The sequence below is a fragment of the Streptomyces argenteolus genome (genome assembly GCF_042902585.1).
In the GTDB taxonomy this organism is placed as follows: domain Bacteria; phylum Actinomycetota; class Actinomycetes; order Streptomycetales; family Streptomycetaceae; genus Streptomyces; species Streptomyces argenteolus.
In genome coordinates, this window is sequence record NZ_JBIBEG010000012.1 from 130,709 (window position 1) to 156,774 (window position 26,066).

The 26,066-nt window shown below is 71.1% G+C and carries 24 protein-coding genes; 13 read left to right on the forward strand and 11 right to left on the reverse strand.

Going from position 1 to position 26,066, the window contains the following annotated elements:
- Nucleotides 1-111: 111 nt before the first annotated feature.
- A complete protein-coding gene (locus ACFY8O_RS31230; protein ID WP_387908373.1) occupies nucleotides 112-1,620 on the forward strand; it encodes a DedA family protein in 1,509 nt (502 codons plus the stop codon).
- Between the two features lie 60 nt (nucleotides 1,621-1,680).
- Here ACFY8O_RS31230 and ACFY8O_RS31235 read toward each other — a convergent pair whose 3' ends face one another.
- Entirely contained in the window at nucleotides 1,681-3,396 is a 1,716-nt protein-coding gene (locus ACFY8O_RS31235) for a threonine/serine exporter family protein (RefSeq protein ID WP_145809543.1), read from the reverse strand.
- Nucleotides 3,397-3,596: 200 nt separating this feature from the next.
- The gene (locus ACFY8O_RS31240) at nucleotides 3,597-4,091 is read right to left on the reverse strand and encodes an inorganic diphosphatase (protein WP_145809691.1); all 495 of its coding nucleotides are present in this window, start codon (nucleotides 4,089-4,091) and stop codon (nucleotides 3,597-3,599) included.
- An 86-nt stretch (nucleotides 4,092-4,177) separates the two neighbouring features.
- On the opposite strand from ACFY8O_RS31240, the gene dacB reads away from it, so the two are divergent.
- From dacB to folE, 6 genes are all read left to right on the forward strand, one after another.
- Nucleotides 4,178-5,662, forward strand: a complete 1,485-nt coding sequence (dacB, locus tag ACFY8O_RS31245) for a D-alanyl-D-alanine carboxypeptidase/D-alanyl-D-alanine endopeptidase (protein ID WP_387908376.1) — start codon at nucleotides 4,178-4,180, stop codon at nucleotides 5,660-5,662.
- Between the two features lie 48 nt (nucleotides 5,663-5,710).
- Nucleotides 5,711-6,847 (forward strand): zinc-dependent metalloprotease, encoded by a 1,137-nt coding sequence (locus tag ACFY8O_RS31250; protein ID WP_145809547.1) that lies wholly within the window; start codon nucleotides 5,711-5,713, stop codon nucleotides 6,845-6,847.
- A gap of 189 nt (nucleotides 6,848-7,036) precedes the next feature.
- Entirely contained in the window at nucleotides 7,037-8,110 is a 1,074-nt protein-coding gene (tilS, locus tag ACFY8O_RS31255; RefSeq protein ID WP_387908380.1) for a tRNA lysidine(34) synthetase TilS, read from the forward strand.
- A 100-nt stretch (nucleotides 8,111-8,210) separates the two neighbouring features.
- Nucleotides 8,211-8,750 carry a hypoxanthine phosphoribosyltransferase gene (hpt, locus tag ACFY8O_RS31260; protein ID WP_014155504.1) on the forward strand — a complete coding sequence of 180 codons (540 nt, stop codon included), beginning with the start codon at nucleotides 8,211-8,213 and terminating at the stop codon, nucleotides 8,748-8,750.
- A 210-nt stretch (nucleotides 8,751-8,960) separates the two neighbouring features.
- Nucleotides 8,961-11,009 carry an ATP-dependent zinc metalloprotease FtsH gene (gene ftsH / locus ACFY8O_RS31265; protein WP_145809551.1) on the forward strand — a complete coding sequence of 683 codons (2,049 nt, stop codon included), beginning with the start codon at nucleotides 8,961-8,963 and terminating at the stop codon, nucleotides 11,007-11,009.
- 182 nt (nucleotides 11,010-11,191) lie between these two features.
- Complete coding sequence (gene folE, locus ACFY8O_RS31270) at nucleotides 11,192-11,797, forward strand: GTP cyclohydrolase I FolE (RefSeq protein WP_145809552.1); 606 nt, start codon at nucleotides 11,192-11,194, stop codon at nucleotides 11,795-11,797.
- A 337-nt stretch (nucleotides 11,798-12,134) separates the two neighbouring features.
- Here the strand turns inward: folE and ACFY8O_RS31275 are convergent, their stop codons facing one another.
- The 6 genes from ACFY8O_RS31275 to ACFY8O_RS31300 all read right to left on the reverse strand — a co-directional run bounded on the left by ACFY8O_RS31275 (nucleotide 12,135) and on the right by ACFY8O_RS31300 (nucleotide 16,746).
- Complete coding sequence (locus tag ACFY8O_RS31275; protein ID WP_145809556.1) at nucleotides 12,135-12,614, reverse strand: DUF3180 domain-containing protein; 480 nt, start codon at nucleotides 12,612-12,614, stop codon at nucleotides 12,135-12,137.
- 94 nt (nucleotides 12,615-12,708) lie between these two features.
- Nucleotides 12,709-13,320, reverse strand: coding sequence for a 2-amino-4-hydroxy-6-hydroxymethyldihydropteridine diphosphokinase (gene folK, locus ACFY8O_RS31280; RefSeq protein WP_145809560.1), 612 nt, complete (start codon nucleotides 13,318-13,320; stop codon nucleotides 12,709-12,711).
- On the reverse strand, nucleotides 13,317-13,676 hold the full coding sequence (folB, locus tag ACFY8O_RS31285) for a dihydroneopterin aldolase (protein ID WP_145809563.1): 360 nt from the start codon (nucleotides 13,674-13,676) through the stop codon (nucleotides 13,317-13,319). Before folB ends, folK begins: the two co-directional genes overlap by 4 nt.
- Nucleotides 13,677-13,870: 194 nt before the next feature.
- Nucleotides 13,871-14,353, reverse strand: a complete 483-nt coding sequence (locus ACFY8O_RS31290; RefSeq protein ID WP_145809565.1) for a nuclear transport factor 2 family protein — start codon at nucleotides 14,351-14,353, stop codon at nucleotides 13,871-13,873.
- A complete protein-coding gene (folP, locus tag ACFY8O_RS31295) occupies nucleotides 14,350-15,210 on the reverse strand; it encodes a dihydropteroate synthase (protein WP_387908387.1) in 861 nt (286 codons plus the stop codon). The genes ACFY8O_RS31290 and folP overlap by 4 nt, the downstream gene beginning before the upstream one ends.
- 360 nt (nucleotides 15,211-15,570) lie before the next feature.
- The gene (locus ACFY8O_RS31300) at nucleotides 15,571-16,746 is read right to left on the reverse strand and encodes an ABC transporter ATP-binding protein (protein WP_145809569.1); all 1,176 of its coding nucleotides are present in this window, start codon (nucleotides 16,744-16,746) and stop codon (nucleotides 15,571-15,573) included.
- Between the two features lie 140 nt (nucleotides 16,747-16,886).
- Between ACFY8O_RS31300 and ACFY8O_RS31305 the strand changes: the two genes are divergently transcribed.
- The 4 genes from ACFY8O_RS31305 (at nucleotide 16,887) to ACFY8O_RS31320 (ending at nucleotide 20,450) form a co-directional block, all read left to right on the forward strand.
- Complete coding sequence (locus ACFY8O_RS31305; protein ID WP_387908391.1) at nucleotides 16,887-17,606, forward strand: ABC transporter permease; 720 nt, start codon at nucleotides 16,887-16,889, stop codon at nucleotides 17,604-17,606.
- 3 nt (nucleotides 17,607-17,609) lie between these two features.
- The gene (locus ACFY8O_RS31310) at nucleotides 17,610-18,284 is read left to right on the forward strand and encodes an ABC transporter permease (RefSeq protein ID WP_387908394.1); all 675 of its coding nucleotides are present in this window, start codon (nucleotides 17,610-17,612) and stop codon (nucleotides 18,282-18,284) included.
- Nucleotides 18,285-18,339: 55 nt separating this feature from the next.
- A complete protein-coding gene (locus ACFY8O_RS31315) occupies nucleotides 18,340-19,320 on the forward strand; it encodes an ABC transporter substrate-binding protein (RefSeq protein WP_387908397.1) in 981 nt (326 codons plus the stop codon).
- Between the two features lie 104 nt (nucleotides 19,321-19,424).
- On the forward strand, nucleotides 19,425-20,450 hold the full coding sequence (locus ACFY8O_RS31320; protein ID WP_145809577.1) for a hypothetical protein: 1,026 nt from the start codon (nucleotides 19,425-19,427) through the stop codon (nucleotides 20,448-20,450).
- A 204-nt stretch (nucleotides 20,451-20,654) separates the two neighbouring features.
- Here the strand turns inward: ACFY8O_RS31320 and ACFY8O_RS31325 are convergent, their stop codons facing one another.
- Together ACFY8O_RS31325 and ACFY8O_RS31330 are read right to left on the reverse strand one after the other, a co-directional pair.
- On the reverse strand, nucleotides 20,655-21,797 hold the full coding sequence (locus tag ACFY8O_RS31325; protein ID WP_387908400.1) for an NADH-quinone oxidoreductase subunit D: 1,143 nt from the start codon (nucleotides 21,795-21,797) through the stop codon (nucleotides 20,655-20,657).
- Nucleotides 21,794-22,816: an SAM-dependent methyltransferase gene (locus ACFY8O_RS31330; protein WP_387908403.1), complete on the reverse strand. Its 1,023-nt coding sequence runs from the start codon at nucleotides 22,814-22,816 to the stop codon at nucleotides 21,794-21,796. The genes ACFY8O_RS31325 and ACFY8O_RS31330 overlap by 4 nt, the downstream gene beginning before the upstream one ends.
- A gap of 95 nt (nucleotides 22,817-22,911) precedes the next feature.
- On the opposite strand from ACFY8O_RS31330, the gene ACFY8O_RS31335 reads away from it, so the two are divergent.
- Both ACFY8O_RS31335 and ACFY8O_RS31340 read left to right on the forward strand, forming a co-directional pair.
- A complete protein-coding gene (locus tag ACFY8O_RS31335; protein ID WP_145809586.1) occupies nucleotides 22,912-24,120 on the forward strand; it encodes a sensor histidine kinase in 1,209 nt (402 codons plus the stop codon).
- A 19-nt stretch (nucleotides 24,121-24,139) separates the two neighbouring features.
- Nucleotides 24,140-24,814 (forward strand): response regulator, encoded by a 675-nt coding sequence (locus ACFY8O_RS31340; RefSeq protein WP_145809588.1) that lies wholly within the window; start codon nucleotides 24,140-24,142, stop codon nucleotides 24,812-24,814.
- A gap of 36 nt (nucleotides 24,815-24,850) precedes the next feature.
- Here the strand turns inward: ACFY8O_RS31340 and ACFY8O_RS31345 are convergent, their stop codons facing one another.
- The gene (locus ACFY8O_RS31345; protein WP_387908486.1) at nucleotides 24,851-25,963 is read right to left on the reverse strand and encodes a DUF5937 family protein; all 1,113 of its coding nucleotides are present in this window, start codon (nucleotides 25,961-25,963) and stop codon (nucleotides 24,851-24,853) included.
- Nucleotides 25,964-26,066: the final 103 nt, after the last annotated feature.

The following is a 26,066-nucleotide window of genomic DNA, read 5'->3' on the forward strand; positions in this document are numbered from 1 at the left end:
TCCGCGCGCATCCCCGCTTACGCCAGTGGAACCCAGGCGTCCTCCCCGGCGTTGATAGCTTGGGGCTGCCACGCCGCCGCCGCACATCGACCGACCCTGGAGCCCGGACCCTTGAATACGCTTGCGCTCGGCCCGAGCTGGCTGGACCCGGATTACCTGCTCAACACCTTCGGGCTGCCCGGCCTCCTGCTCATCGTCTTCGCCGAGTCCGGGCTGCTCATCGGCTTCTTCCTGCCGGGTGACTCCCTGCTGTTCACCACGGGTCTCCTGGTGACCACGGGCGACCTGAAGTACCCCCTGTGGCTCGTCTGCCTCCTGGTCGCCCTGGCGGCGATCATCGGTGACCAGGTGGGCTATCTCTTCGGCCGCAAGGTGGGCCCCGCGCTCTTCAAGCGCCCGGACTCCCGTCTCTTCAAGCAGGAGAACGTCGAGAAGGCCCACGACTTCTTCGAGAAGTACGGCCCGAAGTCGCTGGTGCTGGCCCGCTTCGTGCCCATCGTGCGGACCTTCACGCCGATCATCGCCGGCGTGAGCCGGATGAACTACCGCTCCTTCATCACCTTCAACATCATCGGCGGCGTGCTCTGGGGCGTCGGTGTGACGCTGCTGGGGGCGGCCCTCGGCAAGATCGACTTCGTGCACGAGAACATCGAGATGATCCTCATCCTGATCGTGCTGATCTCCGTGGTGCCGATCGTGATCGAGTTCCTGCGCGCCCGCAGCACGTCGAAGAAGGAAGCGGCGGCGCGGCAGGACGAGGACGGCAACGGCGCCTCGGACGGCGGCCCCGGCACGGGCGGCGGCCCGCAGGCCGGCCCCGGAAACGGCCAGGGCCCGGCGGCCGGCCCGTACGACAACGACCCGGCAGCCTCGTACGGCGCCCAGCCGTACGGCAACGGCCAGTACGGAGCGCAGGGCGGTCAGTACGGCGGTGCGCAGGGCGGTCAGTACGGCGGTGCGCAGCCGGGTCAGTACGGGGGCGGTCAGTACGCCGACCAGGGCGGTCAGTACGGCAACGGCCAGTACGGCGCTCAGGCGGGCCAGTACGGCGCCGCGCAGGGCGGTCAGTACGGCGGCGCCCAGGCGGGCCAGTACGGCGCCCAGGGCGGGGGGCAGTACGGAGCGCAGGGTGGTCAGTACGGCGGCGCCCAGGCGGGCCAGTACGGCGCCCAGGGCGGGGGGCAGTACGGAGCGCAGGGTGGTCAGTACGGCGGCGCGCAGGGCGGTCAGTACGGCGGTGCGCAGGGCGGTCAGTACGGCGGTGCGCAGCCGGGTCAGTACGGGGGCGGTCAGTACGCCGACCAGGGCGGTCAGTACGGCAACGGCCAGTACGGCGCCCAGGCGGGCCAGTACGGCGGCGCTCAGGACGGCCGGTACGGCGGCGGCCAGTACGCCGCCCAGGGCGGTCAGTACGGCAACGGCCAGGCAGGCCCGTACGGCGACGGCCAGACCGACGGCCAGTACGGCAGTGGCCAGGCGGCCCCCTACGACGCCGGTCACGACGGCCGGTACGACGCCGGTCAGCCCGGTCAGCCCGGTCAGCCCGGTCAGCCCGGTCAGTACGGCCGCGGCGAGGACCAGGACGGCGACGGCCGGTACGGCTGGCAGAACGGTCGCTGACCCCGCACTCACGGAACGGCGCCCTGGTCCCGCACGGGACCAGGGCGCCGTTCCGTTGTGTCAGAAGCCGCGGGTCCGCTTGGCCGCCCGGCGGGAGGCGCCCTCGACCGCGCCGGGGACGCGCATGAAGAGCCGGGAGATCTCGCTCCCCAGATTGACACCGATGGCGATCGCCAGCGCCGTGGCGACAGCGGTGAAGAGCGAGGCGAGCCCCGCGTCCACCTCGTTCTGGGCCACACCCAGCAGACCGAAGTAGGTCGCCGAACCGGGCAGCAGCGGGCCGATCGCCGCCGTGATGTACGGCAGCGACGACGTGTAGCGGTAGCGCGAGAGCAGCTGGCCGAACAGTCCCACCAGACCGGCCGCGACCGCCGTCGCCGCCACCGGGGAGATCCCGCCGGTGCGGGCCATCGCGCCGTAGATCACCCAGGCCACGCCCCCGTTCAGGGTCACCGCCAGCACGGTCGAGCGCTCCTGCTGGAGCAGGACGGCGAAGGCCAGTGTGAGGAGCATCGAGGCGAGGATCTGGAGCACCGGCCGGTCGTTCGGCACGAAGCGTGCCTCCGGGTTCAGCTGGGCGCCGAGCTGGACGCCCAGATAGAGCATCAGCAGCACCCCCGCCACGATGCCGATGAAGAAGTACATGACCTCCAGGAGCCGGGCCCCGGCGGTGATGTAGTAGCCGGTCAGGCCGTCCTGCACGCCGGCGACCAGGGCCCGCCCCGGCAGCAGGGCGAAGAGTCCACCGGTGATCACCGCTGACGGCCGGATGTCCGTCGAATGCGTGAGGGTCAGCGCGATGCCCATCGCCGCCGGCGGCATGGCCGCGGCCGTGAACTGGTAGAACTCCGGCAACCCGCGGCCGGCGCACAGCCAGGCCAGCCGGTCGCCGAGCATGGCGCCCGCCGCCGCCACCAGGAAGACCAGCACGCCACCGCCGACCAGTACCGATGCCGATCCGGCGAGGAGCCCGGCGGCGACGGTCAGTACCCAGCCCGGGTACGGGTGACGGTTACGGCGGATCTCGGCCAGGCGCCGGTAGGCCTCCTCCAGCGAGACCTCGACGTGCTCGGCCGTGGTGATGTCGTCGATCAGCCGGAACACCGCGGCCAGCCGGGTGTAGTCGGTGCCCCGGCGGCGTACGGTGCGGCTGGCCGTCACCGGGTCGTCGACAAGCGACGGCTGGTGCGAGATGGACAGCAGCGTGAAGGTGACCGTCGGCTCGCAGCGGTCGAGTCCGTAGGAGCGCGAGACCGCGAACATGGCCGCCTCGACGTCCTCGGCGCCCTCGCCGCCCGCGAGCAGCAGTTCGCCGATGCGGAGGGTCAGGTCGAGCACGCGGGGGACGGCGGGACCCGAGTCGTCCGTCTTCTGCACCATCTCGGGTGCCGGGCGCTCGAAGACGGGCATCCGGAGCATCGTGCGCATCCGGTCCTGCCACGGGGCTTCCTTGGTCAGCCGGACCATCGGAATGCCGTGCGCGGGCGTGAAGGCCGGCGGGTGGGGCTGCGCCTGGTAGCCGCTCGGGGGCACGAAGGCGGAGGAGAGGGTGTCGGACCCCGAGCCGCCGGTCCCCGGGCCGGAACCGGAACCCGAGCCGGGCCCGGACGTCGCGGACGGATCGGTGTGCAGTCCCGCCGGAAGGGCGAATTCCGATGTGGGGTGGTCGTCCTCGGACGGTGGCGGCTGCTCCACACCGGCCGGCGGGACGAACGCGCTGCGTGCCTCGTCGGACTGGGGCTTCTGGTCCTCGGGACCGCCCTGTTCCGCCACCACTCGACCTCGTTCCTCCTCGACCGCCCGTTCCGTCCTGGGAGCGCTTCTGCCCAGTATGGGCACGGACATGGGGGGCGACGCACAACGGGCGGCACACCGGTGAAGGTGCGCCGCCCGTGGTGAACGGTCAACGGGGCCGCTCGGCCCCGTACCCCGTGACCCGTACCGTCCCGCCCGTAAGCGGAACCGGAAGGATCACGTCAGTGCGAGCCGCCCTGCGCCTCGAGGCGCTTGTAGGAGGCCTCGATCTCGGCCTCCGCCTCGGCGCGGCCGACCCAGTCGGCGCCCTCGACGGACTTGCCGGGCTCCAGGTCCTTGTAGACCTCGAAGAAGTGCTGGATCTCCAGGCGGTCGAACTCCGACACGTGGTGGATGTCGCGCAGGTGCTCCACCCGGGGGTCGGACGCCGGGACGCACAGCAGCTTGTCGTCGCCGCCGGCCTCGTCGGTCATCCGGAACATGCCGATGGCACGGCACTTGATGAGGCAGCCGGGGAAGGTCGGCTCGTCCAGGATGACCAGCGCGTCCAGCGGGTCGCCGTCCTCGCCGAGGGTGTTCTCTACGAAGCCGTAGTCGGCCGGGTAGCTGGTCGAGGTGAAGAGTCGACGGTCCAGGCGGATCCGACCGGTCTCGTGGTCCACCTCGTACTTGTTCCGCGAACCCTTCGGGATCTCGATGGTGACGTCGAACTCCACGGGTGGCTCCTCCATGATCAACACATACGACTGGTGGTTAAGTGTCCCTCACGCAGACGAGTGCTCGCGAAAGGGGCTGGTCAACGGTGGCCGAGCCGGTGGAGAAACCGACGGAGGAACCGTTGAACAGGTGGGGCGGGTGGAAAGCCCCGACGTACCTGAAGCGCGGGAGCGGTTCGCAGGACCTCCGGCTCGTCGCAGGCTCCGCCGTGCTCGGCCTGGTGGTCGCCGTCGGTGCCGTGCTGGCCGCCGGTCCGTGGGACTCCGGTCAGCGTAAGGCCGAGCGGGACCTCGCAGCCGTCCAGGAGCGTGCAGGTGGCGCACATCACCAAGGGGAGGCGTCGGACACGCCGGCACCCGCCCCCAGCGCGCCCCCCGTTCTGACCGCCCTGGGTGACACGGCAGGACACTCGGCCGCGGCCGGGAAGAACGCGCTGGCGGCTGCCCTCGCCCCGCTGCTGGACTCTCCCGCCCTCGGTTCCGTGCGTACCGCGGTGGTCGTCGACGTGGCCACCGGCGAGCAGGTGTACGCCGACGGCGCGACGACCCCGATGACCCCCGCCTCCACGGTGAAGATCGCCACGGCCGCCGCAGCGCTCTCCGCGCTCGGGCCCCATCACCGCATCGCCACGACGGTCCGGCTCTCCCCGGACTCCCGGACGGTCACCCTTGCCGGGGGCGGCGATCCCACCCTGGACGAGGCAGCCCTGCGCTCCCTGGCCGCCGACACCGCGCGCTCCCTGCGCGCCGACGGCGCCGGGGCCGTCCGGCTGACGTACGACACCTCGCGCTACTCGGGACCGGCCGTGCACCCGATCGGCCGCAACGAGAACATCGCTCGTGTCAGCGCGCTCATGGCCGACGAGGGCCGCCTGGACGGGAGCACCCGGGGACCGGCCCCCCGCACCGACGACCCCGCCGGTGACGCGGCGCGCACCTTCGCGGAGCTGCTGGACGAGGCCGGTGTCGAGACGCGGTCCGGGCCCACGCCCGGGCGGACCGCCGCCGGGGCCCGGACGGTGGCGACGCATCTGTCCGCACCGCTCTCCGCGCTCGTCGAACGCGCCCTGACCAACAGCGACAACGACATCGCCGAGGCGCTGGCCCGGCAGACCGCGCTCAAGGCGGGCGAGCCGGCCTCCTTCGCGGGAGGCCGCCGGGCGGTCACCGCGCGTCTGAAGGCGCTGGGCCTGCCGACGGCCGGTGCCCGGCTGGCCGACGGCAGCGGTCTCGACCGCGCCGACAAGGTGACGGCCACCCTGCTGGCCGGACTGCTCGCGCTGGCGGCGGATCCGGACCACCCCGAGCTCCGTCCGGTCCTCACGGGCCTCCCGGTGGCGGGTTTCAGCGGCACCCTCGGTGACCGCTACACGGCGACCTCCCGTGGAACGGGCCTGATCAGGGCCAAGACGGGCACCCTCACCGGGGTGAACAGCCTGGCCGGTACGGCGGTCGACGCGAAGGGACGGCTGCTCGCCTTCGCCTTCCTGGCCTCCGGCACCACATCCCCGGACGAGGCGGAGGCCGCACTGGACACGCTGGCAGCCGCCCTCACCGGAGCGGCCGGATGACCGCCTGACACCCCACCACGGGGCGACCACCTCACGTACGGTTGACGCATGACGAGCATCGGTGGTGCCGAGATGGTCGACTGGAATCTCGCGGTCGCGACAGCGACCCGGTTCGTGAGGCCGGGTCCCGAGATCAGCCGTGAGGAGGCCCGGGCCGTCGTGGCCGAGCTCCGCAGGCATGCCAAGGCCTCGGAGGAGCACGTCCGTTCGTTCACCCGGATGATCCCGGACGGGCACGAACCCGAGGACACCCCCGTCCTGGTCGTCGACCGGGCGGGCTGGATCAGGGCCAACGTGGCGGGCTTCCGCGAACTGCTGCGTCCGCTGCTGGGGAAGCTGCAGGACCGGCGTGGCGGCGGCCCGGGCAACGCCGTGCTCGGCGCGGTGGGCGGCAAGGTGACCGGCGTCGAGCTGGGCATGCTGCTCTCGTTCCTCGCCTCCCGCGTCCTCGGCCAGTACGAGACCTTCGCCCCCGCCACGCGCGAACTGCCCGGCTCGGCCGAGGGCGGCGGCCGGCTGCTCCTCGTCGCTCCCAACATCGTCCACGTCGAACGCGAACTCGAGGTCGACCCCCACGACTTCCGGCTCTGGGTGGCCCTCCACGAGGAGACGCACCGCACCCAGTTCACCGGAGTCCCCTGGCTCCGCGACCACTTGCAGGGCGAGATCCAGGCCTTCCTGGACGAGACCGACGTCGACCCGATGACCGTCCTCGAACGCCTCCGCGAGGCCGCGCAGACCTTCACCGGCGGCAGCCGCCCCGAGGGCGAGGAGGGCGACGAGGGCGGGCGCAGCCTCGTCGAGATCGTCCAGACGCCGTCCCAGCGCGAGATCCTGGGCCGTCTCACCGCCGTGATGTCCCTGCTCGAAGGGCACGCCGACTTCGTGATGGACGGGGTGGGCCCCGAGGTGGTGGGTTCCGTCGCCGAGATCCGGGAGAAGTTCCAGCAGCGCAGGGCACGCGGCGCGAGCCGGCTGGACCTGGCGCTCCGCAAGCTCCTGGGTCTCGACGCCAAGCTCCGGCAGTACCGCGACGGCGAGAAGTTCGTCCGGGCCGTGGTCGACGAGGTCGGCATGGACGGCTTCAACCGGGTGTGGACCTCTCCCAACACCCTCCCGACCAAGGCCGAGATCGCCGCACCGGCGGACTGGGTGGCGCGGGTGCACCGTAGGGCAGATTCGTGATCATGGCCGGTCCGGTGGCGGAAGATTGCCCCTCCAATCACCCATCCGAGGGACCATAGGGGCATGGGAAGGCGTGCAATGCTCGATGAACAGCTTGGCTCTGTCACCATCGACGCACTCTGAGTGACGGGACTCCGTCCCGGCGCCCCGAGGCACCCCTCCCAGAACTCCACCCGAAGGGCACCGGACATGGGTCCCCATCCTGCGGTCGCGGCGATACGCCTGGCGGTCCGCCGCGTACTCCACGACGTCGTCACCGAATACAGCCGGCACCGCGCACAGGCCGGCCACGCCGAGTTGGCCGAAGCCGGCGCCGGCGTCCGGCGCCCCGGGCTTCCGGAACGCCCCGACACCCCGCTGGTGCTCGTCGCGTGCTCCGGGGGTGCCGACTCGATGGCGCTCGCCTCCGCGCTGGCCTTCGAGTCGCGCAAGCTCCCCGTCCGCGCGGGTGGCATCACCGTCGACCACAACCTCCAGCCCGGTTCCGGCCTCCGCGCCGACGAGGTCGTCACCCGGCTCGGCGAGATGCGGCTCGACCCGGTCGAGGCCGTGGCCGTCCAGGTCGGCCGTGAGGGCGGCCCCGAAGCCGCCGCCCGTGAGGCCCGCTACGCCGCTTTGGACGCGGCGGCGGAGCGCCTCGGCGCCGCCGCCGTCCTGCTGGGCCACACCCGCGACGACCAGGCCGAGACCGTCCTGCTCGGCCTCGCGCGGGGCTCGGGCATCCGCTCGCTCTCCGGGATGGCCGCCGCCTCGGGCCCCTCGGGCCGCTACCGCCGCCCCTTCCTCCAGCTCGACCGGCAGACCGCCCGCAAGGCCTGTCTCGTGCAGGCGATCCCGGTCTGGGACGATCCTCACAACATCGACCCCGCCTACACCCGCTCCCGGCTGCGCCACGAGGGCCTGCCCGCCCTGGAGAAGGCGCTGGGCAAAGGTGTGGTGGAAGCTCTCGCCCGTACGGCTCAGCTCTCCCGGGACGATGCCGACGCCCTCGACACCTGGGCCGCCGAGGCCGCCGGTTCGGTCCGGGACGACGACGGACGGCTGGAGTGCGCCAAGCTTTCCGTCCTGCCGCCCGCGGTACGCCGCCGGGTGCTGCGCCGCGCCGTGATCGACGCCGGCTCCCCGGCCGGTTCCCTCTTCGCCCGTCACATCGAGGAAGTCGACCGGCTCATCACCGGCTGGCGCGGCCAGGGCGCCATCAACCTGCCCGGCCGCGTCGAGGTGCGGCGCCAGGGTGGCAGACTGGTGATTCGGCAGAGCTGAAGCGCAAGCGGCTGAAGTGCAGGCGAAACGCCGGTCCGGCCCCGGGGAACAGTCCGGGTCCGGCAGGGCAGAGAAAGAGACGCGGGTGAACGAGAAGGACATGGGCACCGACCTTCAGTCGGTGCTCCTCACCAAGGAAGAGATCGACGCGAAGCTCGTCGAGCTGGCAGCGAAGATCGACGCGGAGTACGCGGGCAAGGACCTGCTCATCGTCGGCGTGCTCAAGGGCGCGGTGATGGTCATGGCGGACCTGGCCCGCGCGCTGTCCACCCCCGTCACCATGGACTGGATGGCCGTCTCCTCGTACGGCGCGGGCACCCAGTCCTCGGGCGTCGTCCGGATCCTCAAGGACCTCGACACCGACATCAAGGGCAAGCACGTCCTGATCGTCGAGGACATCATCGACTCGGGGCTGACGCTGTCCTGGCTGCTGACCAACCTCGGCTCCCGCGAACCCGCGAGCCTGGAGGTCTGCACGCTGCTGCGCAAGCCGGACGCCGCCAAGGTCGCGATCGACGTGAAGTGGGTCGGCTTCGACATCCCCAACGAGTTCGTCGTCGGCTACGGACTGGACTACGCGGAGAAGTACCGCAACCTCCCCTTCGTCGGTACGCTCGCCCCTCACGTCTACGGCGGCTGACCCGTCCGGCCCCACGGGACCCGGCCGAACCCGGCCGGACTCCCGGGAACCCTTGTGGCGTTCGGGCCGTTGGAGCCTTCGAAGACGGGTTTGTCGGACGTCCACTGCGGTCACGGGTGACAATGCTGGGGTACCGTCCGAAGAACAGTCTTTTCTCACAGCAGCATTTACCTACGGGCAGGAGGGACGGGGCGTCTTCGCTCCGTATGGATGGACGTGAAGCGATACTTCCGTGGGCCGGTCATGTGGATCGTGCTGGCCGTCCTCGCCGTGGTCGTGCTGATGCAGGTCGTCGGCTCGTCCGGCGGCTACAAGACGGTGGACACCGGCAAGGTGATCCAGGCGATCAGTAAGAACCAGGTGGAGCAGGCCAAGCTGACCACCGGTGACGAACAGATCCTGAAGATCGAGCTGAAGGACAAGCAGAAGCTCGAGGGCGAGTCCGGCAGCAAGTTCCAGGCGAGCTACATCGGCAACCAGGGTGTCGAGCTGGCCGACACGTTGCAGAAGAAGTTCGAGAGCGGTGACATCGAGAAGGGTTACACCGTCTCGCCGTCGAAGCAGTCCCCGTTCGTCTCGATCCTTCTCTCCCTGCTGCCCTTCGTCCTGATCGTGGTCGTGTTCCTGTTTCTGATGAATCAGATGCAGGGCGGCGGCTCCAAGGTCATGCAGTTCGGCAAGTCCAAGGCCAAGCTGATCACCAAGGACACGCCGAAGACGACGTTCGCCGACGTGGCGGGGTCGGACGAGGCCGTCGAGGAACTGTACGAGATCAAGGAATTCCTCCAGGAGCCGGCGAAGTTCCAGGCCGTCGGCGCCAAGATCCCCAAGGGTGTCCTGCTGTACGGGCCGCCCGGAACGGGTAAGACGCTGCTCGCTCGCGCCGTCGCGGGCGAGGCGGGCGTGCCGTTCTACTCGATCTCCGGTTCCGACTTCGTCGAGATGTTCGTCGGTGTCGGTGCCTCCCGTGTCCGTGACCTCTTCGAGCAGGCCAAGGCGAACGCCCCGGCCATCGTCTTCGTCGACGAGATCGACGCCGTCGGCCGGCACCGCGGTGCGGGCATGGGCGGCGGTCACGACGAGCGCGAGCAGACGCTCAACCAGCTGCTCGTCGAGATGGACGGCTTCGACGTGAAGGGCGGCGTCATCCTGATCGCCGCCACGAACCGGCCGGACATCCTGGACCCGGCGCTGCTGCGTCCCGGACGCTTCGACCGGCAGATCGCCGTCGACCGCCCGGACATGCAGGGCCGCCTGGAGATCCTCAAGGTGCACCAGAAGGGCAAGCCCGTCGCGGAGGACGTCGACCTCAACGCGGTCGCCCGTCGTACCCCGGGCTTCACCGGTGCCGACCTGTCGAACGTGCTGAACGAAGCGGCGCTCCTCACCGCGCGCAGCAACAAGAAGCTGATCGACAACCACATGCTCGACGAGGCCATCGACCGCGTCGTGGCGGGCCCGCAGAAGCGGACCCGGATCATGTCCGAGAAGGAAAAGAAGATCACCGCGTACCACGAGGGCGGACACGCCCTGGTCGCGGCGGCCTCACCCCAGTCGGACCCGGTCCACAAGATCACGATCCTCTCCCGTGGACGTGCCCTCGGTTACACGATGGTGCTCCCGGAGGAGGACAAGTACTCCACGACGCGCAACGAGATGCTCGACCAGCTGGCGTACATGCTGGGCGGGCGCGCGGCCGAGGAGCTGGTCTTCCACGACCCGACGACCGGCGCTGCGAACGACATCGAGAAGGCCACCGCCACGGCCCGCGCGATGGTCACGCAGTACGGCATGACCGAGCGCCTCGGTGCGATCAAGTTCGGCGGCGACAACACCGAGCCCTTCGTGGGCCGGGAGATGGGCCACCAGCGGGATTACTCCGAAGAGGTCGCCGCGCTCGTCGACGAAGAGGTCAAGAAGCTCATCGAGACCGCGCACAACGACGCGTGGGAAATCCTCGTGGAGAATCGCGACATCCTCGACGCGCTGGTCCTGGAGCTTCTCGAGAAGGAGACGCTCGGCAAGGAACAGATCGCCGAGATCTTCGCCCCGATCGTGAAGCGCCCGGCCCGTCCGGCGTGGACCGGTTCCGCCCGGCGCACTCCGTCGACGCGTCCGCCGGTGCTGTCTCCCAAGGAGCTGGCTCTGACCAACGGCGCTGCCAATGGTTCGGCCACCCCGGAGATCGCTCCGACGGACATCACGAAGAGCAACGGCGCTTCCCCGGAGCCGCTTCCGGAGGACCGTCCCGAGAGCTAGTCCCGGCCCGACCCGGTGTGGCCCCCGTCACGGGGGCTCCACCAGGCCCGGAATGGATGCCGCGCCCCTCAGGTTCTAGCCTGTGGGGGCGCGGCTTTTTCGTACGCCTGCGCCATGCCTGCCTTCTTCTCCGAGGTCCGGGCGGGCCTGCGCATGTGACTGCACAGAGGAACGAGGCACAGATGACCGACCCGGTGACGCTCGACGGGCAGGGTTCGATCGGCGTATTCGACGAGAAGCGGGCCGAGGCCGCCGTACGGGAACTGCTCATCGCGGTCGGGGAGGATCCGGACCGCGAAGGTCTGCTGGAGACGCCTGGCCGCGTGGCACGTGCGTACAAGGAGATATTCGCCGGCCTCCACCAGGAGCCCGAGGACGTTCTGACGACGACGTTCGACCTCGGCCACGACGAGATGGTGCTCGTCAAGGACATCGAGGTGTTCAGCACCTGTGAGCACCACCTGGTGCCGTTCCACGGGGTGGCCCACGTCGGCTACATCCCGGCGACCTCAGGCAAGATCACGGGTCTGTCGAAGCTCGCGCGGCTGGTCGACGTCTACGCCCGTCGGCCGCAGGTCCAGGAGCGCCTCACCACGCAGATCGCGGAGTCCCTCATGGCGATCCTGGAGCCGCGCGGGGTCATCGTCGTCGTGGAGTGCGAGCACATGTGCATGTCGATGCGCGGCATCCGCAAGCCCGGGGCCAAGACGCTCACCTCCGCGGTGCGGGGACAGCTGCGTGATCCGGCCACGCGCGCCGAGGCGATGAGCCTGATCATGGCGCGCTGAACCGGGCGGTACCCGGGGCGTCGCCGAGTGCCGGGGGCCCGGCCGAGTGGTCCGGCGGCACGGGCCGAGCCCGTGACGGGGGGAGTCCTCCCGTGTCGTTCGCCCCTGTGCCGGTCGCAGCGCCCCGTCATGGACATCGAGCGGCCGTCCGGTGGTACGAGCGGCTCGCCGGCCGCCCCGCGACCCACGGGCCGATGGGAGGGCACGCCTGCGGGACGCCGATGAACCTGGTGTCCTCCGCCCTCGACGGCCCGCTCGACCGCCTCGGGGACCGGTCACGCCGATCGAGGACCCGGTGGCCGGTCCGGCGGGTCAGGACTGATCCGGACCGGAGGCCTCAGGCGGCCTGGGCGGTGTTCCTGTCGTCGTCCTCCGGGAGCTTGCAGACGCGCTCGAGGAAGAAGGCGGCGGCGACGACCGCGACACCCGCGAGGACCGCGAAGCCCGCGTAGATGGCCTGGTCCCGGCGGGGCGGTACGTCGAGTGAGCCGAGCAGGAAGACGCCGGTGCCGCCGTACATCCCGGCGACCAGGGAGGCGACGAGCGCGCTCGCCTGGCCGAACACCAGGGCGCGCGCCGCCATCAGCGGCTCCACGCCCTTCGCCCCGGGACGGCGCTCCCGCTGGGCGCGCAGCCGGGACCGGATGGAAAGGGCCGTGGCGAGCAGGACGACGGCGATCGCGGCCAGCACGATGGGCGCGGCGAGGGGCACGCTCGGCAGGCTGCCCAGGGAGTCCCAGAGGCGCGCTCCGCCCCAGGACAGCACGCCGGCCCCGGCGAAGAGTCCGGCCAGGAGCCGGAGCCGTAGTTGCTTCACCGAGAGTGCCGCCTTTCGCCGCCGTGGCCCGTGGCGTCCGGCCCGGGTCGTCCACCCGGGCCGTCGCCGTTTCGTTCGTCCTTGAGCCTAACGACTACTCAGGGAGACGGAGTTCCAGGTCGGGCCGGGGCAGCACTCCTTCGCGGCCGACGCCGGCCAGCAGTTCGGACACCGGACCCGCGCCGGGCAGCCGGCCCTCCGGGTCCACGTCGTGCCAGGGCGCGAGGACGAAGGCGCGCTCGTGGGCGCGCGGGTGCGGAAGGGTGAGCAGCGGGTCGTCGGAGACGACGTCGGCGTACGACACGATGTCGACGTCGATCGTGCGCGGCCCCCAGCGCTCCTCGCGGACCCGGTCGAAGGCTTCCTCGATGGCCTGGCCGCGCTCCAGCAGGGAGGAGGGGGGCAGTGTCGTCTTCACGACGATCACCGCGTTGAAGTACGAGGGCTGGGAGCCGGGGTCGACGCCCCAGGGCTCCGTCTCGTAGACCGGGGAGACGGCCTTGACCCGGAGGCCCGGGGTGTCCTCCAAGGCGTCGACGGCGCCCTGGAGGGTCTCCAGGCGGTTGCCGAGGTTTGAGCCGAGGGAGATCACGGCCAGTTTGGGGTTGGACAGGGTGACGTCTGCCGCGTCGACCTGCTCGACCACGGCGGCGGGAACCGGCTGTACGGTCGGGTCGCTCTGCCCTTCGGTGGAAAATGCAGTCATGCTCGGCTCCGGGTGATGGTGATGGTCACGTCGTCGAAGGGGACGGTGATCGGCGCGTCCGGCTTGTGGACGACGACCTCGACCTCCTCGACCCCGTCGTGCTTGAGGCACTGCTGCGCGATGCGTTCCGCGAGGGTCTCGATCAGATCGACCGGCTCACCCTGGACGACACCGACCACCTCCTCGGCGACCACGCCGTAGTGGACCGTCTTCGACAGGTCGTCGGCGGCTGCCGCGGGGCGGGTGTCGAGGCCGAGCACCAGGTCCACGATGAAGGTCTGGCCCTCTTCGCGTTCCTTGGGGAAGACACCGTGGTGCCCACGGGCCTTGAGGCCGCGCAGCGCGACACGATCCACGCGAATCACTCCTGCTGTTCGTCGTCTCTGGAGGCACCCTGCCGCGTGCGGGCGGTGAGGTGCCGTCTTCCGAATCTACCCGCGAGCACCGACAGGGCCCGCGCACGGGGGGACGCGCGCTGGCCCGCCAGGGGTTGATAGCCGCGTATACCCCGTGATCACGCGGGTCAATCCCTCCGGGGGGACGCCGCGGCTCAGGAGGACGGCTCTTCGTCCTCTTCCTCGCCGGTTTCGGCCAGTACGGGGGAACCGTGATGCGACCACAGCTTCCACCCCTCGGGTGTGCGCCGGAACACGTTGGTGGCGACGACGAGCTGGCCGACGAGCGGGCCGAGCGCGTTGCCGTCCTCCGCCGGGCCGCCGCTGAGGATGTTCTCGGTGCAGGTGACCAGGGCCGTGTCGCCGGTCATCGAGACCCCGACGTCGGTCAGGAAGAACTGGATGTACTCGGTGTTCGCCATGATCAAGGCGTAGCTCCGCAGCACCTCACCGCGGCCCGTGAGCACCGGCCAGCCCGGGTGCACGCAGGAGACCGTGAGGTCCTCGCCGGGGAGCCAGAGACCGGAGAGGGCGTCGAGGTCGCCCCGCTCCATCGCCTCGTAGAAGGCGGTGTTGGCCTCCTCGACCGCCGCGATGTCGGCGGCGGCCTCCTCGTGCTCGTCGCGGGCGGCGCTCACGCGGCTCCTTCGACGGCGCGGGCGACGCGCACCGCGTCGGCCGTGGGCCGTACGGCGTGGACGCGGACCGCCCAGGCGCCCGCGTTGGCCGAGAGGGCGGAGATGGCGGCCGTCGCCGCGTCCCGTTCGCGTGCGGGGGGTGGGGCCGAGTCCTCGCCTGCCAGGACGTGGCCGAGGAAACGCTTGCGCGAGGCGGCGACGAGCAGGGGCCGGCCCAGATCACGCAGCCGGTCCAGGTGCGCGACGAGTGCGAGGTCCTGGGCGGCGTCCTTGGCGAAGCCGAGGCCGGGGTCGATGACCAGCTTGGCGGGGTCCACCCCGCCCGCGATCACGGCGTCCATGCGCTCCCTGAGCTCCGCCACGACCTCCCCGACGACGTCCCCGTAGACCGCGCGGCTGTTCATCGACTCGCTGAAACCGCGCCAGTGCATGACGACGAACGGCACTCCGGCGGCGGCGACGACCCGGATCATGTCCGGGTCGGCCAGGCCGCCGCTCACGTCGTTGACCAGGGCTGCGCCGGCTGTCACCGACTGCTCGGCGACGCTGGCGCGCATGGTGTCCACGGAGACGGTCACGCCCTCGGAGGCCAGTCCCCGCACGACGGGGATGACCCGCCGCAGTTCCTCGGCCTCGTCCACCCGGGTCGCGCCCGGGCGGGTCGACTCGCCGCCGACGTCGATGAGATCCGCCCCCTCGGCCACCAGTTCGAGGCCGTGCTTGATCGCCGCCGTGGTGTCGAACCAGTGGCCGCCGTCGGAGAAGGAGTCGGGTGTCACATTGACGACCCCCATGACCGCACAGCGGTCCCACTCCGGCAGACCTTGGACCGTGCCCCGTCCTCGCAACGTACTCATGCGACCAGCGTAGGCCCGGGAAGGGGCTGCCCGGGCCCGCGAGCAGGGAAGGCCTTCCGCCGTACCGCCCGGCGACGGGGAGGGGCGGGCTCCGGGAAGGCCCCTCGGGCCCACCGGCCCCGGGCGCGTGCCCTTGATCCGGCTTTCCCTCTTTCCGCCGTCAGGGGGAGGCGCCCGCCCCGCCGTCCGGGGGAAGCTCCCTCCTGGAGCGGGAGCCCCGGGGCGGGGCCGTCCGGGCGAACCTCACCGGGAGCTGTTCCCCGGCCGAGGGCTCACCAGGTGCCGTCCCCCCGGCCGAGGGCTGACCAGGTGTCGTCCCTCGGCCGAGGGCTCACCAGATGCCGTCCCCCTGTCGAGGGTTCACCGGGAGCCGGTGCCCGCCACCGTCTCCACGGCGACCTGCGAGCGCGGCACGTCCTGCGCGTCGGCGTCGATCGACCGGCGCAGGGCCTCGTGGAGCCGGGCCGGGGTGAGGACCCCGAGGAAGCGGCCGACGCTCCCCTCGTCGACGACGGCGATCCAGCCCGCGTCGTGCTGGAGCATCGTGGCGAAGGCCTGCTTGAGCGGCGCGCCCAGCGGAAGCCACGCCTCCATGCGCCGGGCGTGCTCGCGGACCGTGCCGTCGGCCGCCGCCGCGTCGTCCGCGGAGATCCAGCCGTGCAGATTGTCCCGGCCGTCCAGGACGACGGCCCAGCGCGCGCCCTGCGCCCGCAGCCGCTCGGTCGCCTTCGCCAGCGGGTCGTCGAGATGGACGACCGGCGGCTGGTCCAGATCGCTCTCCTCGACCGGGGTGACCGAGAGCCGCTTCAGACCGCGGTCGGCCCCCACGAAATCGGCGACGTACGGCGTCGCCGGGGCGCCGAGCACGGTGGCCGGGGTGTCGAACTGCTCGATGCGGCCCTGCCCGTACACGGCGATCCGGTCGCCGAGCCGCACGGCCTCCTCGATGTCGTGCGTGACGAACAGGACGGTCTTGCGGACCTGCGCCTGCAGTTTCAGGAATTCGTTCTGGAGCCGCTCACGGACGACCGGGTCGACCGCGCCGAAAGGCTCGTCCATCAGCAGGACCGGCGGGTCCGCCGCCAAGGCCCGTGCCACGCCCACGCGTTGACGCTGGCCGCCGGAAAGCTGCTCCGGATAACGGTCGCCATAAACGGAAGGATCCAGTCCGACGAGATCGAGCAGTTCGGCGGCGCGCCGCTTCCCCTTTTCCCGCTTCCAGCCGAGGAGATGGGGGACGGTCGCCGTGTTCTCCAGGACCGTCTTGTGCGGGAAGAGGCCGACCTGCTGGATCACATAGCCGATGCGGCGCCGGAGTTGTACCGGGTCGATGGCGGATATGTCGTCCCCGTCGAGGAATATCCGTCCCTCGGTCGGTTCGATCAGGCGGTTCACCATCTTCATGGTGGTCGTCTTGCCGCAGCCGGAAGGTCCGACGAGCGTGACCAGTTCACCCTCGGCGACCTCGAAGGAAAGGCCGTCGACGGCGGTGGTGCCGTCCGCGTACCGCTTGGTGACGTGCTCGAAACGGATCATGATTCCCCATTGTGACGCGGGTCCTGTGAAGGCCATGTTGCCGGAATACGACAGCCTCGGCGATTGTCGGTGGTCGGGGATAGGGTCACCCGAGAGAGGGCCGGGGCGACATCGCGAGGGCAAACAGGAGGTGGGGGCGGATGGCTGAGCAGAACTGCCTGGTGGCGAACGACTGGATCTGCGGGGAGTATCTGCGCTCCCGCAGCCATGAGTTGACGGAAGCGACCGTCCAGCACATCTGGATCACGGCGGCTTCCGTGCTGATAGGGCTCGCGGTCGCATTTCCGCTCGCGCTGCTCGCACGCAGGGGCAGGCATTTCGCCGGCCCGGTGCTGGGACTCACCACCGTGCTCTACACCGTGCCGTCGCTCGCGATGTTCTCGCTCCTGCTGCCGCTCTTCGGCCTGTCGGCGGCGCTCGTGGTCACCGGCCTGGTGCTGTACTCGCTGACCATTCTCGTGCGCAACATCCTCGCCGGCCTCGAAGCGGTGCCGGACGAGGCCCGCGAGGCCGCGAAGGGCATGGGCTACGGCCCCGCCCGGCTCCTCTGGGAGGTCGAACTCCCCCTCGCGCTGCCCGCGCTGATGGCCGGCCTGCGGATCGCGACGGTCTCGACGGTCGCACTGACGACGGTCGGCTCCCTCGTCGGCAAGGGTGGCCTCGGCAACCTCATCGAGGACGCGCTGCCCAGCTTCTTCAAGGCCCAGGTGCTCACCGCCTCGGTGCTCTGCGTCCTGCTCGCGGTGGCCGCGGATCTGCTGCTGCTCGGGGTGCAGCGCCTGCTCACGCCCTGGACCCGGATACGGACGCCCGCCCGGGCATCCGCCGGGGCGGGCATCGCGAAGACGGAGGCGGTCTGATCCATGGGCGTCATCGGGGAGGCCTGGGACTGGCTCACCACGGGCGGCAACTGGACGGGGGAGGCCGGGGCGGCGCACCGCCTGGCGGAGCATCTGTACGTCAGCGGGCTCGCCCTCGCGGTGGCCTGCGCGATCGCTCTGCCCCTCGCGCTGTATCTCGGGCACGTGGGCAAGGGGGGCGCGCTGGCCGTCAACCTCTCCAACGTGGGCCGTGCGGTCCCGGTGTTCGCGGTGCTCGCCCTCTTCATGATGACGCCCCTGCGCAACTCCGGCTATCTCCCCACCGTCATCGCGCTGGTGCTGTTCGCCGTGCCTCCGCTGCTGACGAACGCCTACGTCGGGATGAGGGAGGTGGACCGGTCGGTGCTGGAGGCCGCCCGGGGCATGGGGATGTCCCCGAGGCAGCTCTTCGTGCGGGTCGAACTCCCGCTCGCCTACCCGATGATCATGACCGGTCTGCGGTCCGCCGCCGTCCAGGTCGTCGCGACCGCATCGATCGCCGCGATGGTGGGCCTCGGCGGGCTGGGCAGGATCATCACCGCGGGTTTCAACACCTACGACACGGCGCAGGTCTTCGCGGGCGCCGTACTGGTCGCGCTCCTGGCGCTGGTGGTGGAGGGCGTGCTCGTGGCGCTCGACCGGCTGCTGTCGCCCCTGCGCCGCCGCAGGACCGTGTGAACGCGCGGACTTTTCGGACTGTGCACACCAATTTTTTTCGCGGACGGAGAACAGCATGAGCAGGACCTCGCGCATAGCGGGTGCGGTCGTCGGAGTGGTCGCACTGGCAGGGTCGCTCGTCGCCTGCGGCGGCGACAGCCTGGAGCAGGAGAAGGGCGGCTCGGACGCGGCCTCGGGCGGAGGCTCCAAGAAGGGCTCGCTCGTCGTGGGCGCCGCGGCCTTCACCGAGTCCAAGGTGCTGGCCGAGCTCTACGCACAGATTCTGGGCGACGCCGGATACGACGCATCGATCACCACGGTGAAGAACCGCGAACTGTACGAACCCTCGCTGGAGAAGGGCGAGATCGACGTCGTACCGGAATACGCCGCGACCCTCGCGGAATTCCTCAACGCCAAGGTCAACGGGGCGAAGGAGGCCGAGAAGAGCCCCGTCGCCTCGGGTGACGTGACGGCCACGGTCGCCGCCCTCGAGAAGCTCGCCACCCCGCTCGGGCTGAAGGTCCTTCCGCCGGGCGACGCGGTCGACCAGAACGCCTTCGCGGTCTCGAAGGAATTCGCCGAGAAGAACGACCTGCGGACGCTTTCCGATCTCGGCAGCTCGAAGATCAAGGTGAAGATCGCGGCGGGGGACGAGTGCGAGGTGCGGCCGTTCTGCGCGCCCGGTCTGAAGCAGACGTACGGCATCGATGTCACGGGTATCGACCCCAAGGGTGTCGGCACACCGCAGTCCAAGCAGGCGGTCAAGGACGGCAAGGATCAGCTGGTCCTCACGACCACCACGGACGCGGTGCTCGAACCGTACGGGCTGGTGTTCCTCGAGGACGACAAGAAGCTGCAGAACGCGGACAACGTCCTGCCGGTGGTCAATGCCGAGGACGCGGGCGCGCCGGAGATCGCGGAGACTCTCGCGAAGCTCACCGGAGTGCTCACCACGCAGGATCTCGCGGAACTGAACCGCAAGGTCGATGCCGAGCGTGCCAAGCCCGCCGATGCGGCCGCCGACTATCTGCGGTCGAAGGGCTTGATCAAGAAGTAGAAGGGCGTTTCACGGGGCCACTTGAGAGGCCGCAAGGTAACCGGCGGGGAACAGATTGCCGGGCGGCCTCCCAAGTGACTCGTACGCACGGTAAATTTCGCGCCATGCCACGAGGACGACACCGCCATTCGCCGCCCCTTCACAGAATCCTGCCGCCCGCGGTGCTGGCCGGAGTGCCGGTCCTCTGTGCCGCCGGCGCATGGCTCCTCGCGGAACCGCCCGCTCTGCGGGCGCTGGTGGCCGTGACGGCGGTCGCCGCCGTCACCGGCGCCTGTCTGATGCGCAGCTGGGACCGGGCCGCCGGGCTGCGCGTCGCGGAACTGACCCGGGCACGGGCCAGCGACGAGTGGAAGACCGAGGAGCGCATAGCCGAGATCGAGGCGGACCTCGAGGAATCACGGGAACTGCGCACCCGGCTGGAGACCAAGCTGCGCCGCAAGCGCGTGGAGCTCGCCGGGCTGCGGAACGAACACGCCGCGCTGCTCCGCCGTTACGCCAACGCGGAGACGGAGCGGGCCACCGCGCTGGAGGGCCGCAGGCAGCTCGCCATCGAGGCCGCCGGCCCGCGTGAGCTGCTGCCGAGCCCGTCCACACCGACTCCCGGTGCCTATCTGAGGGCCGCCCAGGCGCTCCAGGACCTCTCGCGCAACGCCGCGCTGCAGGAGGCCCGCCGCACCGCGGAGCTGGCCAGGCAGCGGGACCTGGCGGAGCGCACCGCCGAACGGGACGCGGAGGGAAACGGATCGAAGGGGAAGCACGCGGCGGTCGCCGGAGCGGGTGACCTCCAGCACCGCCGGCCCCAGACCGCCCTGCCCGCCCCGCAGCTGTCGCCCGCTCAGGTGCGTCCGCCGCGCACGGTGCCCGCGGCGTCCGCCGTCGTGCCGTACGCCGCGGCCCGCCGCCATCTCGTCCCGCAGGGAAGCTTCGACTTCTTCGGCACGCAGAAGGCGAGCGCCGCGATCGAGTCGGTGCAGAACGAGGACCTCGCGGACGTGGTGGGCGAGGAGGCGCTGGCGGCGCACCGCACGGGCGCGGCCGAGAACCGCGCGGTCGGCAAGGTCATCGACCTCACCCCGCACGACGACACCGAGCAGCTGGACGTCGTCGAGCTGCGGGCGATCTCCTCCTGAGGACTCCAGGTCCGACAGGGGCTTCTCGGCCGGGCTGAGGGCTCGGTCCGGCTGCGGCCTCCCGGTCGGCCTGCCGTCTCCCGGCCCGGCGGCCCCTCGTCCCCCCGTGCCGCCGCTCGGTCCGGCCGGGCATCCCGGTCCGCCGGAGGCCGCCCCGGCCCCGGCGGCGGCCAGGGGTCTCCGGCCGCCGGAGCTCTCCCGGGGCTACTTGTCGATGTCCCCGACGACGAAGAACAGCGATCCCAGGATCGCCACCATGTCGGCGACGAGCGTGCCCGGCAGCAGCTCCGTCAGGGCCTGGATGTTGTTGTACGAGGCGGAGCGCAGCTTCAGCCGGTACGGGGTCTTCTCGCCCGTGGAGACCAGGTAGTAGCCGTTGATGCCCAGGGGGTTCTCGGTCCAGGCGTAGGTGTGGCCCTCCGGCGCCTTCAGCACCTTGGGCAGCCGCTGGTTGATGGGGCCGGGCGCCAGGTCGGCGATCCGGTCCAGGCAGGCGTCGGCGAGGTCCAGCGCGTTGTGCGTCTGCTCCAGCAGGCACTCGAACCGGGCCAGGCAGTCGCCCTCCGAGCGGGTCACGACCTTGAGCGTGTCCCGGAGCTCCCCGTACGCGAGATACGGCTCGTCGCGCCGCAGGTCGAAGTCGACACCGGAAGCACGGGCGATCGGGCCGGAGACCCCGTAGGCGTGCACGGCGTCGGCGGACAGCACCCCCACACCCCGGGTGCGGCCCCGGAAGATCTCGTTGCCGAGCACCAGGCGGTCGTACACGTCCATCCGCGAACGCACGGACGCCACGGCGCCCCTGGCCCGGCCGAGCCAGCCGGCGGGCAGGTCCTCCTTGAGGCCGCCGACCCGGTTGAACATGTAGTGCATCCGGCCGCCGGAGACCTCCTCCATCGCGGCCTGGAGCTCCTCGCGTTCCCGGAAGGCGTGGAACATCGGGGTGATCCCGCCGAGTTCGAGGGGATAGGAGCCGAGGAACATGAGGTGGTTCAGGACCCGGTTCAGCTCCGCGAGCAGTGTTCTCGTCCAGACCGCGCGCTCCGGGACCTCCATGCCGAGCATGCGCTCCACGGCCATGACGACCCCGAGCTCGTTGGAGAACGCCGAGAGCCAGTCGTGCCGGTTGGCGAGCATGATGATCTGGCGGTAGTCCCGGGCCTCGAAGAGCTTCTCCGCACCCCGGTGCATGTAGCCGATGACCGGCTCGGCCTGCTGGATCCGCTCGCCGTCCAGCACGAGCCGCAGCCGGAGCACACCGTGCGTCGAGGGGTGCTGGGGACCGATGTTCAGCACCATGTCGGTGCTCTCCGCCGCGCCGCCGATGCCGATCGTCGTCTCCGTCATGCGGGACAGTATCCCTCCTCGCCGGCCGGGCCCCGCTCTCCCTCCCCGCCGTCCGCGACCCGTCGCCGCAGCCAGCCGAAGTCGCCCAGACCGCCCCGCGCCGTGAGCTCCGCGGCCTCGCCCGCCGAGGCGAGTGCCCGCACATAGCCGGCCGGATCCGCCGAGGCCCTGGCCAGGGGCGGGCGTTCGCCGCTGATGCCCAGCTCCCGCAGCGCCGTCCGCTGGTCCAGGAGCTCGGCTCCGCCGACCGCCGCGGCGCACGCGTCCAGGGCCACGTGAGAGGTCAGGTCGCAGCTGCCGTCGGGCACGGGCCGCACCTCGCGGCCGTCCCGGAAGCCGGTCAGCGTCCCGAACGGCGGCCTGGCCGCGCGTACATGCGCGTAGTCCACCGCCACGGCCGTTCCGGCGGTCAGTGACGCGACGGCCCCGGCCCAGGCCTGGTCGCGGGGCCGGCCGATCTCCGCACGGTCGCCCGGCCGCGACAGCGGCCACCAGCGGTCCAGCCACTCGGCATCCGCCCCGGTCACGGGATCGCCCAGCCGTTCGGTGCCGTCCGCGCGGACGAGGACGTAGCGGGCCACCCCGTCGGCGTCCGCCTCCGCGACTTCGGTGGGCACGTTGTCCAGCCACTCGTTGGCGAAGAGCAGCCCCCGTACGCCCCGGGGAGGTTCGGCGCACCACTCGACCGCGGGGTCGAGGTCCTCGGGGCGCGGGGCGATCTCCACCGCGTACGCCCTCACGGCGGGCGCGGGGCCGAGGGCGCCGTCCCGGAGCGCCGCAAGGACCCCGGTCACCAGCTCACCCCGGCCCGCCCCCATGTCGACCAGGTCGACGCGGTCCGTGCCGAGCTCCCGTGCCGTGGCGACGAGCAGCCGGGCGACGGCGGTCGCGAAGAGCGGGGAGGCGTGCACGGAGGTGCGGAAATGGCCCGCCGGGCCTTCCAGGCGCCGGTAGAAACCCTTTTCGCCGTACAAAGCGGACTCTGCGGCTTCCCGCCAGCGGCACCAGTCATACGTCACGTAGGCAAGTCTCCACCTTGGGGAGTACGGTCCCAGGAGCCGGATCGGTCCTTCGGCTGACCTGGTATCGATCAGCTGTCCCTACGCTGGGTAACGTGCAGCGCTTCTACGATTTCATCCGCAGACACCCGACGGGCGTCGACATCCTCTGGGCTGTCTGTCTCCTCGGGTTCTCCGGCGTGTCCATCGTGGCCGACCGGACCGGCAGCAGCCTGGAGCGCATCGCGGCGGTGCCGCTCGCCGTCGGTCTGTGCGTGGTGGTCGCGCTGCGCCGCCGTGCGCCGGAGAAGATGCTGCTGCTCGCGATCGTGATGGGTGTCGCGCAGCTGCTGTTCGGGGTGCGCCCGGACGTCGCGGACTTCGCGATGCTGGTGATCACGTACACCGTCGCCACGGTCGGGGACCGGTGGGCGTCCCGGCTCGCGCTCGGGTGCAGCCTGGCCGCGGCCGGGATCTCGCGGCTCCGCTGGCCGGACGACGCCCCCACGGGCGGCTGGGCGCAGACCGTCGGCTACGTCGTCATCATGACGGTGCCTTTCGTCCTGGCCTGGGTGCTGGGTGACTCGATACGCACCAGGCGGGCCTACTTCAGTCAGCTGGAGGAGCGCGCCGCCCGGCTGGAGCGGGAGCGTGAGGCGCAGTCGAAGGTGGCGGTGGCGGCCGAACGCGCCCGTATCGCCCGCGAGCTGCACGACGTCGTCGCGCACAACGTCTCGGTGATGGTGGTCCAGGCCGACGGCGCCGCCTACGTGATGGACTCCTCGCCGGACCAGGCGCGCCAGGCACTGGAGACCATCTCCAGCACCGGCCGTCAGGCGCTGGCCGAGATGCGGCGGCTGCTCGGGGTGCTGCGGACAGGCGATGCCCAGGAGAGCGGGGAGTACGTCCCCCAGCCCGACGTCGAGCAGATCGAGGAGCTCGTGGGCAAGGTGCGGGAGACCGGCCTGGCGGTCGACTTCAAGATCGAGGGCACTCCGCGTCCGCTCCCGAGCGGGGTCGAGCTGACCGCCTACCGCATCGTGCAGGAAGCGCTCACCAACACCCGTAAGCACGGCGGCCCGGACGCCGGGGCGAGCGTGCGGCTCGTCTACTTCGACGACGGGCTGGGCCTCCTCGTCGAGGACGACGGCCGGGGAGCGCCGCACGAGCTGTACGAGGACGGCGGGATCGACGGTGCCGGACAGGGGATGATCGGCATGCGTGAGCGGGTCGGCATGGTGGGCGGCACGCTGGACGCGGGCCCGCGCCAGGGCGGCGGCTTCCGGATCAGCGCGCTGCTTCCGCTCAAGCCCGCGAACCAGTGACGGAAGGACAGGACACCTCATGGCGATCCGCGTGATGCTCGTCGACGACCAGGTGCTTTTGCGTACGGGCTTCCGGATGGTGCTCGCCGCACAGCCGGACATGGAGGTCGTCGCGGAGGCGGGTGACGGGGCCGCGGCGATCGAGATCCTGCGGTCCACCGCCGTCGACGTGGTGCTGATGGACGTACGCATGCCGCGGCTCGACGGCGTGGAGGCGACCCGGCGCATCTGCGCGCAGACCGATCCGCCCAAGGTGCTGATCCTGACCACGTTCGATCTGGACGAGTACGCCTTCTCCGGCCTGAAGGCGGGCGCCAGCGGCTTCATGCTCAAGGACGTGCCTCCGGGCGAGCTGCTCTCCGCGATCCGCTCGGTGCACAGCGGCGACGCCGTGGTGGCACCCTCCACGACCCGCCGGCTGCTCGACCGGTTCTCGCCGATGCTGCCGAGTACCACGCAGGAGCCGCAGAACAAGCACGTCGGGAAGCTGACCGAGCGCGAGCGCGAGGTGATGCTGCTGGTCGCGCAAGGCCTGTCGAACGGCGAGATCGCGGGGCGGCTGGTGCTCTCCGAGGCGACCGTGAAGACCCACGTCGGCCGCATCCTCACCAAACTGGCGCTGCGCGACCGCGTCCAGGTCGTGGTCCTCGCGTACGAGACGGGGCTGGTCAGGGCCGGGGGCGGGGCGGGCTGAACCGGTCCGCCGGGCCGGCCGGGGACACCGTGCCGTTCAGCGGAGCACCCCCTCCAGGAAGTCGCTGCCGAGCCGGGCCACCACCGTCAGGTCCAGGGCGTGCAGGACGTACCTCCCGCGCCGCCGGGTGGTGAGCAGGCTCGCCTTCCTGAGCACCGCGAGATGACGGGAGACCTCGGGCGGTGTGATGCCGTGGGACGAGGCGAGCTCGCCGGTCGTGTACGAGGACCGGGCCAGGTCGCGGCAGATCCGCATGCGCATGGGGTGGGCCAGCGCCTCCATCCGGAGCCGGAGCAGCTCCACGGAGGCGGGGGAGGGCAGCTCGGGGCGGTGCACCGGGTAGTGGATCACGGGGCGCCATCCCGGCGCGTGCAGCACCATCAGGTGCGGCCAGCCGAAACTGGTCGGGATGAGGGTGAGACCGGTGCGGCCCGCCGAGCCCGAGTAGTCGGTCCTGCCCTGGGTCAGCTTGTCGACGCTGATCCTGCCGGTCTCCTCGTCCAGGGACATGGCCGCGGAGACCGCGCTCAGTGCGGCCGGGATGCCCTTGTGCCGCAGGAGCTCCGTCTTGTGCCGGGCGTCGGCGACGAGCTGGACCTCGGCACGCCGCCAGGTGTCGGCGAAGAAGGCCTGGTCGCAGTCCTCCAGCAGGCGCCTGATCCAGCCGCGTACGGAGACGGGGTCGTCCAGCAGCTGCTGGGTGAACTCCAGCTGCTGAGATCCTCGGGCCGCTGCCATGTACAGCGCGCGGTCCCGCATGGCGGTGTCCGTGAGTGGTGACGGTGTGCCCGTGCCGTAGAGGCTCGTGCAGGTGAACTCCAGGGCGGCGGAGACGAAGCGCTCGTCGTCGAGCTTGTCCAGGATGTCCAGGTCCTCGGCGAGGGTCGTACCGGTCCTGCCGTCTCCGCCACGGACACCGGCGAAGGGCATGAAGACGTCGGAGAAGGTGTGCCGCCAGAGGAACTCCGCCTCGTGGAGCCGGTCCGCGAGGTCGGGCTCCAGCGCGGCGGAGGTCGCCGTCACCCAGCCGTGCAGGCCGGGATGGTGGCCCGGCTCGGAGAGCGCGTGCAGGGCGAGCCCCAGCTCGGCCAGAGGGGAGGTCTCGAAGATTATGCGTTCGGGAGGCAGTCCCGCGATGTCGATGTGCACACTCACCCCTCCATAGTGCGGGGTGCGGAGACGGGTCAGGACGCGGATTGACCACGGTCGTCAATCCACGGGCGGACCTGCGACGACGGGTTCAGGCTGGAGG